Origin of the sequence: Kitasatospora aureofaciens (genome assembly GCF_001188955.3) — a bacterium.
Taxonomy (GTDB): domain Bacteria; phylum Actinomycetota; class Actinomycetes; order Streptomycetales; family Streptomycetaceae; genus Kitasatospora; species Kitasatospora aureofaciens.
The window spans coordinates 122,807-136,844 of record NZ_JPRF03000043.1; the positions used below are offsets into that span (position 1 = coordinate 122,807).

Consider the following 14,038-nt stretch of genomic DNA (forward strand, 5'->3'; position numbering starts at 1 on the left):
CGAATATTATCTGGGCAATTTCGGAGATCACGGAAGGGGATTCACCGCCACTACCGGCGATGGGAGTCGGAATATCCAGCACAAGCCACCCCGTGCACCGTGTACCGGTGAGGAATTCCGCGAAGCATGCGGCAACCGATACCGAGTGCCGCTTGATCCGCCCGCGGGCGGGCTCCTTGGTGCAGCGGGCTGCCGGGAGTCGTACGACGGGTGGGGCGCCCGGGCAGCCGGCACTCGGCCTCACAACGGAAGCCGGCAGGAAACCGTCTTGGTGCCGTCGGGATGGAAACGGTACGTCCACGATCCGGCGATCCTCTCGATGAGAAGCAGTCCGCGCCCGCTCTCCTCGCAGGCGGTCGGCCGGTGTGGCCGGGGCGCGCTCGCGGAGCGGTCCCGGACACCGATCGACAGCCCCCTCTGGTCGGCCGCGATCGTCACCCTGAGCGGCTGCTCGCCGCCGGTGTGACGGATCGCGTTCGTCAGGAGCTCGGTGGTCAGCAGTTCGGCATCGTCGGTGACATGGGCGATCTCCCAGTGATCGAGAATGGCCTGCACGGCTCGGCGCACGGACCGCACGCACTGGGTCTCCGGCCATACGAACATGGTGATGCGTCGTTCCCGCCGGTCACGCACGTCCGGGCGGGGCACGTCTGTGGAGGTCATCGTCATCCTCGGTTTCCCTCTCCTGGTGAACGCGATTCCCCTGTTTCGCGCTCCGCCGGGGGCTCCGGGCCGTCGGCGGCCCGGAGCGGGCTCACGGGTTCTTCGCCGACGGCGTCGCGGTGGCGGCCGAGGCGTCCGGTGTCCTGGGCGACCCGGACGAACGCGGGGCGATGAGCTGTCCGGCCGGGGAAACCGTGTCCCCAGCGGAATCCGGCGCGGCGTCAGTGACCAGACTGATGCCGATGTGCTGGGCGAGGCCGTCGGCGAGTGCTGCCAGAGTGGGATGGCCCGCGACGAAGTCGCCTGCGAGCCTGACCCCGAACGAGGCTTCCAGACGGGTGCGCAACTCGATGCGGAGCAGGGAGTCGAACCCGAGTGCGTTCAGCGGCGTCTGCGGATCCAGGGTGCTGCCTCCCAGGCGGAGCACGGTGCGGATGTGGTCGGCGAGGTGGTTTTCGAGGGCGGTACGACGGGCGAGACCGGCTTCCACCTCCTGCAGTTCGCGTCGGATATCGCGTGCCCCGTCCTGGCCGGCCGGCCGCGCGGAGGGTTCGCACGCCTCGGGCGTGAGGAGGGCGAACAGCGAGGACGCCCGGCCGGCCGGGGGGATCCAGGTGTCCGGCGGGCCGGGGATGACGCCGGTGCGCACGCGGCCGTGGGTAAGGAGCGCCGCGAGGGCCTGGAGCCCCTCGGAGGTGGGGATGGTCTGGTAGCCGCGGCTCGCGAAGCCGGTGGCCACCCCGGTTTCCCCCCAGGGCCCCCAGTTCACGGCCAGCGTGGGCAGGTTCAGGGTGTTGCGCCAGGTGGCGAACGCGTCGAGCCAGGCGTTGGCGGCCGAGTAGGCGCCCTGGCCCGGGTTGCCGAGCAGGGAGGCCATCGAGGAGTACAGGACGAACCAGTCGAGCGGCACTGCGGCCGTGGCCTCGTGGAGACGTCGGGCGCCAGTGACCTTGGGATGCCAGACGCGTTCGAGCTGCTCGTCGGTGATGTTGGACACTGCGGCGTCGTCGAGGACCATCGCCGCGTGGACGACACCGCGCAGCGTGCCGCCGTCGGCGGTGGCCGCTTCCACCAGTTGCTCGGCGACACCCGGCTGAGCGATGTCGCCGAGCACGACGGTGACCTCCGTCCCCTGGTCGCGCAGTTCGGCGACGACGTGCCTGGTGTCGGCGGAGGGTGGTGTGCGTCCGTTGAGGACGAGCCGGGCGGCGCCCTGGTCCGCCAGCCAGCGGGCCGTGGCGAGGCCGACCCCGCGCAGGCCCCCGGTGATGACGTAGGCGCCGTCGGCCCGCACCGGCGACGGCGCCTCGCGCAGTACGGCGGTGGTGGTGCCCTCACCGGGTACGGTCAGGACCAGCTTGCCGATGTGCCCGGCGCCGGCCATGAGGCGGAAGGCGTCGGCAGCCCGTGCGAGTGGATAGGTCCGGCACGGCAGCGGGGCGAGGGTGCCCCGGCCGAATTCGGCCATGACCTCGGCCATCAGCTCGGCGAAGGCGTCCGCGCGGTCACGCTGGAGTTCCGTCAGGTCGACCGTGCTCATGGTGATGTTGTGCCGCAGCGGCGCGAGACCGAGCGGGGTGTCGGCCAGGATGTCGCGCACGCCAAGCTCGACGAACCTGCCGAAGGGGCGCAGCGTCTCCAGTCCCGCTCTGATGGCCGGTCCGGACAGGGAGTTGAGCACCACGTCGACACCGTCTCCGTCGGTGGCGGCGCGGGTCTGCTCGACGAAGTCCAGCGAGCGGGAGTCCATGACGTGCCGCAGGCCCATCTCGCGCAGGTACCGGCGCTTGTCCTCGCTGCCTGCGGTGGCGAGGACCTCGGCCCCCAGGTGCCGGGCGACCGTGATCGCGGCCAGTCCGGTTCCGCCGGTGGCGCTGTGGATCAGGACGCGTTCGCCGCCGGTGAGTCTGGCGACGTGGCGCAGGGCGTACCAGGCGGTGAGGTAGGCGATGGGCAGCCCGGCGGCCTGCTCGGTGGACAGGCCCGCGGGGAGGGGAGCCACTGCGGTGGCGGGAAGGGTCGCGAAAGTGGCGAACAGGCCGCCCCGCACGTCGACGGCAAGGACGTCGTCGCCGGCGCGCAGGTGCCTGACTCCCGGTCCGACGGCGGTGACCACGCCGGCGGCTTCGAAGCCGATCCGGTGACCCGCTTCGTCGTCGGTGGCGAGCATGCCCATGGCGGTGAGCACGTCGCGGAAGTTCATGCCCGCGGCGTGCAGGCGCAGTTCGACCTCGCCGGGGCCCGGTGCACGTCGTGGCGTGGGGGTCAGGCGCAGGGCGTCGAGGTCACCGAGTGACCCCGCATGGAGCTGCAAGCGGTCGACGCCGTAACTCACGGTGCGGGTGACGGCGGTGGCGCGTTCGGTGTCGGACAAAGGGGCGTACGCCAGCCGGGCGACGGTCCGGGTGTCCCCGCGCAGGGCGATCTCGTCCTCCGGGGGGTCGGTGAGGAGTTCGGCCGCGAGCCGGCTGAGGTCGACGTCGGCCGGGTCGGTGTCGATGAGGGTCGCCCGCAGTTCCGGGTGTTCGTGCGTCAGGACTCGCACCAGTCCGCGCAGAGCGCTCTGGGCAGGGTCGGCGGGTTGTCCCGGTTCCGGGTCGTGGGCGGAGCGGGTGACAGCGAACAGGCGGGTGGGGGCACTGCGCGAGATCGCGCTCTGTGCGACGGCGAGCAGGCGCCGGGTACGGCGCAGTGCCGTCGTGTCGGCGTCGTCCCCCGGAGCGGACGGCGCGCACAGGAAAACCACGGAGCACGGTCCGGACGAGGGGTTCCAGGTCCGGGCGAGGGCCTGCTTGAGAGGCTGGAGGGCGGTGCCGTCGAGAGGAACGTCGAAAACGGCGGTGCCTGTTCCGGCGAGCTGGAGCGCGTCCGCGAGTACGTGGGCGGATCCGTCCGCCTCACCGATGATGAGCCAGGATCCGGGGCGTGCCGGCTCGGTGGTGCGCCCGCGCGGGACGGGCTGCCAGGACGTCTCGAGGAACCACCGGTCGACGGTTTCATCGGCCCGCGCGCCGTGGCGCACGAAGCGCAGTGCCTCGATCTCGACGAGCGGGTTTCCTGCCCTGTCCAGCAGCCGCACGTCTCCGACGATGCTGTCCGCGGTGGTGTGGGTGAGCCGGGCGTGCGCGTAGTGGGCGTTCTCGGGAGCCGCGAGGATGCGTACGGCGTGCATCCCGACGGGCAGCACCAGGCCGTGGCCCGGTTCGTGGAGCAGGCCGGCGACGACGAGTTGGGCGCACAGGTCCAGGAGAACCGGGTGGATCCGTAGGCCGTGGGGGGCGGTCCCGGCCGGGTCCGGCACCGTCACACGCGCCCAGAAGCCGTCCGCCCGGTCGTTGGCGCGCAGTTCGGTGATACCGCTGAAGGCGGGGCCGTGCTCCAGACCCCGGGCGCGCAGGCTCGCGTACAGGGCCTGCGGATCCAGGACGACGGGGTGGTCGGCGGTCAGTGCGGCCACGGAGGCCGTCGGTGTCGGGGGGGAGGTGTCCAGCTGGCGCAGGACCGCGGTGGCCTGCCGGACCCAGGTGCCGCCCTCGTTCCGGCCGAAGACCTCGCAGTCCGCGCGGTCGGCGCTGGTGAGGGTCACGGTCGCGCCGACCGGTGTGTGGGCGTCGAGTCGCATCAGTTCGTGGAAGCGGATGTCCACCGCTTCGACGCCGTGCGCGGCGCCGGGGAAGACCTCGGCGCCCGCGGTCAGGGCCAGGGCGCAGTAGGCGGCGCCGGGCAGGACCGGTTGGCCGTGGACGCGGTGGTCGGCCATCCAGGGCAGGGCGTCGGTGCCGGTGTCGGCATGCCAGGTGTGGCGGGGTCGGTCGCCGGGCACCTCCGTGTGCGTTCCGGGCAGCGGTGCGGGGGTGCTCTCAGCCTGCCGGGAAACCGCCCGCGTCGGCGTGGTGTCGGTCCAGTGGGGCCGGCGGTCGAAGGTCAGCGCGGGTACGTCGGCCAGGCGACCTCCGGCGTGGAGGCGGGACCAGTCGACGCCGACTCCCGCACAGTGCAGGGCAGCGAGCTGGGTGAGGAAGGTGGTGGGTTCGTCCTCCCTCTTGCGCAGTGTCGGCAGGACCACGGGATCGTGGAGGAGGCCGCCCAGGGTCTGGGTGAGGGGGTGGGTGACCACGGGGTGGGGCGAGACCTCGAGGTAGACCTGGTGGCGGTCGGCGGCGGCTGCGGCCACGGCAGCGCTGAAACGCACCGGTCTGCGCAGGTTGGCGCACCAGTAGGCGGCGTCGAAGAGCGGGGTGTCACGGGTGTCGTCCAGGACGGTGGTGTAGAAGGGAACAGCCGGCTGGCTGGGGGTGAGGTCGGCGAGCGCGGTGGCGAGGTCCGCGAGCAGCGGCTCGACCTGGGGGCAGTGCGATGCGACGTCGACGTCGATCGGGTGCGCCGCGATCCCACGGGCCTGCCAGGCGGCGGTCAGGTGCCGAACGGCGGCCGTTGTGCCGGCTATCACGGTGGAATCGGACGCCGCGACGACGGCCACCGACACCGTGCCGGCGTCGAGGGCGGCGAGCTCGTTCTCGACGGTTGCGCTGTCGAGGCCCACGCTCGCCATGGCGCCGGCTCCGGCGATCCGGGTGAGGAGAGCCGAGCGCCGGCAGATGACGCGGACGCCGTCGGCCAGGCTCAGTGCCCCGGTGGTGACGGCGGCCGCGACTTCGCCCATGGAGTGACCGATGACGGCAGCCGGTTCGACACCGTGGTCGCGCCAGGCGGCGGCCAGGGCGACCTGCAGGGCGAACAGTGCGGGTTGCACGCGGCCGCAGCCGCTGACGTGCTCCCGGTCGCGGACGGCGCGCAGGACGGAGAAGCCGGTCTCAGCGGTGATCAGCTCATCGGCCTCGGCCAGGGCCCGGGCGAAGGCCGGCTCGTGCCGGAGCAGGCTGTGCCCCATGCCCCGCCACTGCGAGCCCTGACCGGAGAACACCCAGACGGGGCGGCGGCTGACGCCCGCGCCGACGTGACCGCGCACGACGCCCGGGTGGGCTCGACCGGCTTCGAAGGAACGCAGGGCGTGGATCACGTCACTGCGGGAATCGGCCACCACGCCGAGCCGGCCGTGCCCCGGGGAACGGCGCAGGGCGAGGGTGTGGGCCACGTCCCGCAGAGGGGTGGTGCTGCCCTCGGTCTCCAGCCAGTGAGCCAGGCGCGCGGCGGCGGTGGGAAGAGCGTTCTGTGAGCCGGCGGCCAGGAGGAAGACGTGGGGTGCGGTGGTTCGCTCCGCTGGTGACGGTCCGTCCGCGACGCTGTCGGCCGTGGCGGGGCAGGCGCCGGCGGCGGGGCCTGCGGGGAGAACGGCGGCGGCGCGGCGGACGGCGGAGGCCTGTTCGAGGATCACGTGGGCGTTGGTCCCGGAGAATCCGAAGGAGGACACTGCGGCCAGTCGCGAGATCGTCCGGGTGGGCCAGGCCGCCAGGTCGGTGGGGACGAACAGGCGGGTGCCCTCGGCGCTGATGGCCGGATTCCACCGGGTGAAGTGCAGATTGGGCGGGACGAGCCCGCGCTGGAGGCAGAGCACCGCCTTGATCAAGCCGATGACGCCGGCGGCCGGTTCCAGGTGGCCCAGGTTCGTCTTCACCGAGCCCAGCGCACAGCGTCCCTGTCCCACGCCGTAGACCGCGGCCAGGCTGGAGAACTCGACGGGATCTCCGACGGGGGTCCCGGTGCCGTGCGTCTCCACCAGGCCCACGTCGCGCGGGTCGGTCCCGGCTCGCGCGAGGGCCTGGTGGTAGAGGGCCTGCTGGGCTACGACGGATGGCGAGGCGAGGACGTCGGAGCGGCCGTCCTGGTTGACCGCGGAGCCGCGCACCAGGGCGAGGATGCGATCGTCGTCCCTCAGCGCGTCGTCCAGGCGCTTGAGGACGACGACGCCGCAGCCTTCGCCGCGTACGAAGCCGTCCGCGGCTGCGTCGAAGGTCCGGCAGCGGCCGGTGGGCGAGAGCATCCCCATGCGGGCGAAGGACATCGTCGTCCGGGCGCCGAGCATGAGGGTGACGCCACCGGCCAGCGCGAGGTCGCACTCCTGGTTCCGCAGGGCCTGACAGGCCAGGTGGATGGCCACGAGAGAGGACGAGCACGCGGTGTCCAGTGCCACGCAGGGGCCCTGTAGTCCCAGCAGGTAGGAGATGCGCCCCGGGGCGACGCAGTGCCCGTTCGTCAGGATCGCGCCCTCCAGCTCTTGGGGCTGGCCCGCGAGGGATTCCATGTAGTCGGTGTAGCTCAAGCCCGAGAACAGCCCCGTCCGGGTTCCCGCCAGCCGCTCCGGGGGCAGTCCGGCGTGTTCGAGCGCCTCCCAGGTCACTTCGAGCAGCAGCCGGTGCTGGGGGTCCAGGACGTCGGCCTCCTTGCCGGAGACTCCGAAGAAGTCGGCGTCAAAACCGGCGACGTCGCCCAGGAACCCTCCCTGCAGCGGTATCGGCCCGGCTGCTGGAGGCGAGCCCGGGGTCATGCGCTCCGCACGGCTCGTCGGTGGTGCGCCGACCGCGTCCTGGCCGGCTTCGAGCAGCCGCCACAGCGCGGCGGGCGAGTCGATGTCGTGGGGAAGGCGGCATCCCATGCCGATGACGGCGATGTGCGCGTCAGCGGTGGTCGGGTTCTCTGCGTGGCCCATCACTGGTCTCCTGTGCTAACGGGATGGAAGCACTCGTCGTCCCGGCTCTGCGGTCGGTGGCGTGGGGGTCAGCCGGCGTCCGAACTGCCCAGCAGGATCGCGCTCTTGACGCCTCCGATCTGGTAGTTGAGGGTGAGCGCGTAGTCGAACTCGATGAGCCGGGTGTGGACGCCGGGGACGGGGTCGAAGCAGACGTTGTCGGCCGGCTCCTCGCAGTTCGCGGTGGGGCACACCTCGCCCTGTTCCAACATCAGGAGGGTCAGCGCGACACCCAGAGCGCCCGCCGGGGCGCCGTTGTGGCCGAAGCAGGCTTCCTGGGAGGTCATGAGGAGGTCGGCGACGCCGTCTCCGTAGAGCTGCTTGGCCGCGTTCGCCTCGAAAGCGGTCACGACGACGTCGCCGTCGCTTCCGCCGTGGATGTAGGGAATCTGGCCGACGTCCCACCGGTCGCCGAGGCACTTGCGCACGGCGGCGACCAGCGAGGCGCCGTTCTCGTCGCTCGCGAGGGGATTGGACAGGCCGTCGCGGGTCATACCGTGTGACAGGACCTGGCCATAGGTGTACGCCCCGCGCTGCTCGGCGCGGCTGCGGCTTTCCAGCACCAGGGTCACCGAGCCCTCTCCGTGGTTCACGCAGTCGGCCCGCCGGTCGTACGGCCGCATGACCCGGTCGAAGGCCGGGAGCAGTTCGGGCATGCCGTCCACGCGGATGGAGTCGTAGGCGCGCTGGGCTCCGTGCAGCAGGCGTTGAACGTTCTGGATCACGTCCACGCCGAAGACGTCGACGCCGGTGACGACGGCGAGGTCGATGTCACCGTCGGCGATCATGCGGCGGGCGTTGCCGATCTGGACGGCGGAGGACGCGCAGCCGCACGAGACGGTGAAGCAGGGGCCGGTCGTGCGCATCAGCGCCCCCTGGACCAGTGCCACGTCGGAAGGGGTGAGCCCCTGCTGAGCCCGGACGAACAGCTCCATCGCCTCGTGCGGGGCGGTGGTGCGCGCGTCGGCGTGCAGGACTTCGAGGTAGCTGGCGACGTTGGCGTCGATGCCGCCACGCCCGACCAGGACGGCCGCGTCGCTCAGATCACCTCCTCGGATGCTCAGTTGAGCGTCCGCACAGGCTTCCACGAGGGACACCAGACCGTAGCGGTGGGCGTTGGTGTAGTGCTTGGAGAAGATGCCCGGCAGGTCCGGCAGGCGCTCGGCGAACGCCGCGTCCGGTAGGTCGACGGAGCCGTAGTACACGCCGTGGTGCTTCAGGCACGAGCGGCCGTTGGCGGCCACGTCCCAGACCTCGCCCACGGTGAACAGCGGCCCCTCGTCGCCCGGCAGGCAGAACCCCATGCCGGTGACCATCGTGTCCCGGGCACCGCGGTCCCCTCGCGGGCGGGCGGGGTAACGCCCGCTCACGACGCACACCCGGGAGTGCGGGACGAACGCTCATTCCGTACCGGTGCGGGAAGGCTGCTGATCATGGCTCACCTCGGGGTGTGGGGATGGGTGTGGCATCGGGCAGCGCTTGCAGCGGTGTGCTCGCCCGATGTCGGAGTCGGGGGCCGGGGGACGGCGGTGGGAGGCTACTCGGCGATGGCGGTCCGGTACGACCACTGGTAGACGGGCATCAGCACGCCGCCGACATCCTTGAAGTCCTGCGTGAGAGCGAAGTGCTCATAACCGTTCCAGCGGGGAATCTTCAACCGATCCTCCGCGCTTCCGGATTCCACTTCATGGATCTCAGGAATATCACTCGGACCGCCCCTGAGGAAGACAAGAAGAGAATAGGACGTGACACTCACCTTACCCGCGGACGACTCATCGGAAACCAGAGTGGGACATTAGGCAACCTGACGGTCGCGCACACCCTGAATACCCACACACGGACCGACTAACCCCTCACATCCAAACAATGCACGCATCGCCCTAGCGGCACTCCCCCACCTCACAACACGGACCACCTGCACGCCAGAAGGCCGTGATTATATCCAAATAGAGCACATCCAAGAATCATCAGTCGACAATAAATACGAACACTTCCAAACGCTTGCGATATTACCCCTCAAGGCACAAAGTTGCAGCTCAGAGCCGTGCCCCGAGCCAGTAGTCGGCAGACTGGCCCTCGACCGACGGATAGCCTCGACGCCCCACTCCGACTAGATCTTGCAATCCGCCCTCACGCACCCGTGAGGGTTACTTCCGGTGCTCACTTAAAGTACCCAGAGGCAAGACCTCTGACCTTATCCGACCTGTCGAAAGAGGCGCCGAAGAGATTGCACGCCCCGCGACCCACAAATGCCCCACGTTCAGCAAATACCCTATTGCCACCGGATGGCGCCCGAATCTACCGTGAGGAAAACGTCCCGCCGACGAGACCAAGAGGATCTTGTCCGGCGGCCGGAAGTCGGAAAAGAGGAATCCTATGTCCCCGATTCTCCTCGCACTCGTCCCCTCGCAGGGTCCGACGACCGGAGGCAACCCCGTCCTCCTGGTCGGCACCGGATTGACCGGGGCCACCGCGGTCCTGTTCGGCACCACCCCCGCGCTCAGCTTCACCGTCCAGTTCGACGGCGCCATCACGGCGGTCGCCCCGCCCGGGACCGGCACCGTGCCGGTCAAGGTGGTCACGCCGGCCGGCACCAGCAACACCCTCAGCTACACCTACCAGCTGCCGGCCCCGCCGACCATCCTCGCGCTCGTGCCTCCGATCGGCCTGGCCGTGGGTGGCCTGCCCGTCCTCATCGTGGGGCACGGCCTGTCCGGCGCGACGGCGGTCCTGTTCGGTACCACCCCCGCCACGAACTTCACCGTGCTGGGCGACGGCGCCATCCTGGCCGTCTCCCCGCCCGGAACCGGAACCGTCCCCGTCACGGTGATCACGCCGGCCGGCACCAGCAACGGCGCCTCCTACACCTACCTGTAGGACGGGGGCCGAACCGCCGCCGTCCGTAGGGGGGATGCGGCGGGGAAACAGTGAGCTCCGGCAGCAGAAGCTGCCGGAGCTCACTGTTCGTCGGGCAGGACCTGCGGGACACCTCGTCCGCGCGGTTCCGAACGCCGTGGCCGTCCACCCAGTACTGCAACCGCAGTCATGGGGGGGCGGCCTCGGCGTTCGTCATGGCTGTGGCGTGTGCGGGCCTGACTGCGGCGGCACCAGTACGACCGACGCGGATGATGGGCCGCGGTGAGGTGGCGAGGGTGGAGGAGCAGGCCGATGAGGCGGCGGACGGGGACGGACAGCGGTACCGGGCCGTTACGGCCGGGTCTGGAGCGCCCTTTGCCAGCTTGTGTGCCCGGATGGCGGTCCGGCAGGAGAGGACGGCCGCGGAAGCGGAGGCGCCGGGACGGGCAACGGTGCTGCTCGTGCCTTCGTGCGGAAAGGGGAAGGCGGCCGGTCGAAGCGCCGACCGCCTTCGGTGCGCCCCGGTGCCGGGCGCCCGTGTCACCGGCTGACGACGGTGATCGTTCCGGCATCGCCTTCTCGGCGCTGTGCGGCCAGGGCTTCCTGGTAGGTGACGTACTGGCGAACGGTGCCGTCAGGCAGGATCAGCTGGTAGACGACGGTTTGCGGTGATCCTCCGCCGCAGTTGCAGGCCATGGTTCAGTGTCCTTTCCGGATGCTGGGTTCGGGCTTCTAGAGAGGGGGCGTTGGTCAGTCCAGCCATCGTGAGGCCACGCCCGCCAGGTAGGAGACGCTGAGCGCGGTCGCCGGTATCCGGAACCACGGGCTGCCCTCCAGGCACGCGCCACAGCCGACCGCGACCGCGGACACCCAGACGCTCGAACACCAGCCGCAAGTGATCAGATAGGCGGCCTTGGACTCCTCGCCGAAGCGATCGGTGACCCAGATCCTGAGACCGCCCGCGAGGGTGTCCTTGGTCAGGAAGCGGGTGATGCGGCAGGTGGCGCCGAGCGCGAGAAGGAACATGGTCAAGCTCATGGGGACAACTCCACTGGCCAGGGACGCGGCAGTACGGTTGCGGGCGTCGCGGCGGGTACGGTGGCTTCGCCGCCAGGCCCTCAGCACGTCCGTCCCCCCGCCGTGCGAGGGCGGGGGGACGGACCTTCGGGGTCGGCCGCTCGTCTGCGGACGACGAGGTCAGGCCTCACCCGGCTCGGCCACCAGTACCGGTCCGCGATCCACGTCCCGGGCCCGGACCGGTCCGGTCACTACAGCGGCCGGCAGGGCAGCAGGGTGCCGGTCGACTGCAGCGGCGTGCCGCCGACGGTGGCGGTCGCGGTGAAGGCGCCGGATTGGACCTGAAGCAGGTTCAGGTCGGTGGTGAGGATCGCGATCCCGGACGCGTCCGTCACCGCCGAGCCCACCGGTTGTCCGGCGACGAGGAAGTTCACCGTCACGCCGGCGGCCGCAGGAGTGAGCTGGGCCTTCAGTGTGGCGGTGAAGGGGTACGGCTGCCCGTGCGAGGGGGTCGCCGGCGCGTGCTCCCAGTGGCCCTGCCAGCAGGACGGCAGCGCCTGCAGGCTCACGGCGGGGCCGCCTACGCCGACGGTGATCGGGACGGGAAGCGAGACGACGTTGGTGCAGGTGCAGGTGGTGCCGGCCGCGGTGACGGTGGCGGTCAGCGACACCGGCCCGGCGGTGGGGAAGGTCATCGACCCACTGGCGATGCCGAGTGCGTTGGTCGTGACGGTCACCGGGGCAGCCCCGCCGCCGTTGAACGTGACCGCCGCACCCGCAACGGGCACGCCGTTGCACAGCACCACCGCGGACACGACGGTGGGCTGGCCGACGACCACCGGGGCCACCGGGGGCAGCAGGAACACCTGACAGGTCGCCGGCGGGGTCACCGTGACGGTGACCGGAAGCGAGACGACGTTGGTGCAGGTGCAGGTGGTGCCGGCCGCAGTGACGGTGGCGGTCAGCGACACCGGCCCGGCGGTGGGGAAGGTCATCGACCCACTGGCGATGCCGAGTGCGTTGGTCGTGACGGTCACCGGGGCAGCCCCGTCACCGTTGAACGTGACCGCCGCACCCGCAACGGGCACGCCATTGCACAGCACCACCGCGGACACGACGGTGGGCTGGCCGACGACCACCGGGGCCACCGGCTGGATGACGACCACCGAACAGGCCAGCGGCGCCGGCACGGTGACGGTGATCGGCGCGAAGGTGCAGGCCGCACAGGTGCCGGCGGCGGGGGTGAAGCTGACCCCCACCAACTGACCGGCCGTCAGCGCCAGTCCCAGACTGGCCGGACCGACCACGCCGTTGACCACCGGGGCGGTGACTGTGCCCCCGCCCGGCAGGGTGTAGGTCAGGGTGCCGTTGACGGAAGTCAGGCCGGCGCTGCAGGTCAGGGTGGTCTGGGCGGTCACGAGGCCGCCGACGCCGATCGACAGCGTCGTGGAGATGGTCCCGGCCGGCGCCGCGTTGACGGTGACCGTGCCGCTGTCTGTCCCGACCACCGCGGCGACGGCATTCAGGTAGGTCACCAGGACCAGCTGCGCGCCGGAGCCGACAGCCGTGAACGTCGCCGGTCCGGCGGCGCCGGCGACCACCGGCAGCGACTGCGGGGCGGCGCCGTCATAGAAGAAGACAGCGGTGACGGCCCCCACGGGCGCGCCGGTGGCCGTGGCGGTGAAGGCGGAACACGCCGCCACGGGGGTGGGAACGATGGTTACTGCCATGTGAGCAGCCCCTTGAGTGAGTCGGGAGTGGGGCTGCCCGAACACGGCCGCGCCAGATGGTACGGCCGACGAATTCCACCTGTCAGGGTGCCCGTGCATGGGGACGGTGACCCGTCAAGCGATCACCACCCCGACGCCCCGACAGGGGAATGGGCACCCCACAGTCGGTCACCGCCATTACAACCAGACCGGCCGGCCAAGGCCATACCCTCCCGGTCGAATAACCCGTATGAACCAACGGTCTGAACACCACCACACCCAACAGTCGCTCAGACCACGGGACTTGCACCGCACGGGGCGCACTGCAGGACTCCGCACGCCCCCGTTCCCTCCCATCTGACCGCCTGCCGGAGCGGTACGCCGGCAGTTGCCGGCGGGGGCGAGCGGCGATCAACCCGGCCATGTACTCCAGCGCCCGCCCTCACGGCTCCGATCTGGTGAAACGCGACGCAAAGCGGGCATGCAACCCCGCCGGGGCCGCCTCCCACTCCTCGACCCGCCCCACCCAGAGCTCGGTCACCCGGCCCGGTCACATCATGATCAAGTGCGGTTGCGGTATGAGGGTGCGAGCCATGCCCTCCGCAGGCTGCGCAGCATGACTGGACGAGGGCGAATGGGCGGATGCTGGTGTTGTCCATCGGCGACGACTGGGCCGAAGAGCACACGTTGTCGAGTGCAGGAGGGGACAGGTCGTGAGCTCGCAACGGCTCGCCTGCCGGGTGGAGTTGAGGGCATCGCGAAACTGCACGCCATTGGGGCCCGGCACGGCGGCGAGGACCCCGAACCCGGGCAGGTGACGAAAGGATCGAGACCGACCGCGAACCGCGGGTGCAGGCGCTGATGGATGCCGATTGAAGGGCACATGAGCGACCGGACAGGTTCTAGATCGTCGATGGCTGGGTGCAGGTGCAAACCGCTGCCCGTCAACGTCACCACCGACCCCGATGCCGGCACAAGCGAAGCGATCACTGAATTGGTGTGATCGACCATGCGTCAAACGTGAAGTGCGCCTGCGGCCGGGACCGCCTGGGCCCCCTCAGGGTGATCGCTGTCATCTCCCCGGCGCTGAAGGCCCCGGGCACGACGACGGCCGTCGTCCCGATGCCCATGCCGAACGCGAGGACCA

Annotated in this window: 8 protein-coding genes; 1 reads left to right on the plus strand and 7 read right to left on the minus strand. The window is 70.8% G+C overall.

Annotation, left to right across the window (positions count from 1 at the left end):
- Positions 1–240 precede the first annotated feature (240 nt).
- The 4 genes from HS99_RS26775 to HS99_RS43525 all read right to left on the minus strand — a co-directional run bounded on the left by HS99_RS26775 (position 241) and on the right by HS99_RS43525 (position 9,065).
- Entirely contained in the window at positions 241–669 is a 429-nt protein-coding gene (locus tag HS99_RS26775) for an ATP-binding protein (protein ID WP_050366125.1), read from the minus strand.
- 85 nt (positions 670–754) lie between these two features.
- On the minus strand, positions 755–7,270 hold the full coding sequence (locus HS99_RS26780) for a type I polyketide synthase (protein WP_063737933.1): 6,516 nt from the start codon (positions 7,268–7,270) through the stop codon (positions 755–757).
- A gap of 68 nt (positions 7,271–7,338) precedes the next feature.
- Positions 7,339–8,613 carry a beta-ketoacyl synthase N-terminal-like domain-containing protein gene (locus HS99_RS26785; protein WP_232543344.1) on the minus strand — a complete coding sequence of 425 codons (1,275 nt, stop codon included), beginning with the start codon at positions 8,611–8,613 and terminating at the stop codon, positions 7,339–7,341.
- 233 nt (positions 8,614–8,846) lie between these two features.
- A complete protein-coding gene (locus tag HS99_RS43525) occupies positions 8,847–9,065 on the minus strand; it encodes a DUF5988 family protein (RefSeq protein ID WP_030554638.1) in 219 nt (72 codons plus the stop codon).
- Positions 9,066–9,685: 620 nt separating this feature from the next.
- Here HS99_RS43525 and HS99_RS26795 point away from each other — a divergent pair.
- A complete protein-coding gene (locus tag HS99_RS26795; protein ID WP_063737934.1) occupies positions 9,686–10,186 on the plus strand; it encodes an IPT/TIG domain-containing protein in 501 nt (166 codons plus the stop codon).
- A gap of 519 nt (positions 10,187–10,705) precedes the next feature.
- Here HS99_RS26795 and HS99_RS45270 read toward each other — a convergent pair.
- The 3 genes from HS99_RS45270 to HS99_RS45935 all read right to left on the minus strand — a co-directional run bounded on the left by HS99_RS45270 (position 10,706) and on the right by HS99_RS45935 (position 12,912).
- On the minus strand, positions 10,706–10,861 hold the full coding sequence (locus tag HS99_RS45270; RefSeq protein ID WP_167344966.1) for a DUF7196 family protein: 156 nt from the start codon (positions 10,859–10,861) through the stop codon (positions 10,706–10,708).
- Between the two features lie 54 nt (positions 10,862–10,915).
- The gene (locus tag HS99_RS26805; protein ID WP_030558355.1) at positions 10,916–11,203 is read right to left on the minus strand and encodes a hypothetical protein; all 288 of its coding nucleotides are present in this window, start codon (positions 11,201–11,203) and stop codon (positions 10,916–10,918) included.
- 230 nt (positions 11,204–11,433) lie between these two features.
- Entirely contained in the window at positions 11,434–12,912 is a 1,479-nt protein-coding gene (locus HS99_RS45935) for a hypothetical protein (RefSeq protein ID WP_198549652.1), read from the minus strand.
- Positions 12,913–14,038 lie beyond the last annotated feature (1,126 nt).

Coding starts and splice junctions, on each gene's coding strand:
- HS99_RS26775 (WP_050366125.1), bottom strand. CDS start 669: ATGACGATGACCTCCACAGACGTGCCCCGCCCGGACGTGCGTGACCGG.
- HS99_RS26780 (WP_063737933.1), bottom strand. CDS start 7,270: ATGGGCCACGCAGAGAACCCGACCACCGCTGACGCGCACATCGCCGTC.
- HS99_RS26785 (WP_232543344.1), bottom strand. CDS start 8,613: ATGGGGTTCTGCCTGCCGGGCGACGAGGGGCCGCTGTTCACCGTGGGC.
- HS99_RS26795 (WP_063737934.1), top strand. CDS start 9,686: ATGTCCCCGATTCTCCTCGCACTCGTCCCCTCGCAGGGTCCGACGACC.
- HS99_RS45270 (WP_167344966.1), bottom strand. CDS start 10,861: ATGGCCTGCAACTGCGGCGGAGGATCACCGCAAACCGTCGTCTACCAG.
- HS99_RS26805 (WP_030558355.1), bottom strand. CDS start 11,203: ATGAGCTTGACCATGTTCCTTCTCGCGCTCGGCGCCACCTGCCGCATC.
- HS99_RS45935 (WP_198549652.1), bottom strand. CDS start 12,912: ATGGCAGTAACCATCGTTCCCACCCCCGTGGCGGCGTGTTCCGCCTTC.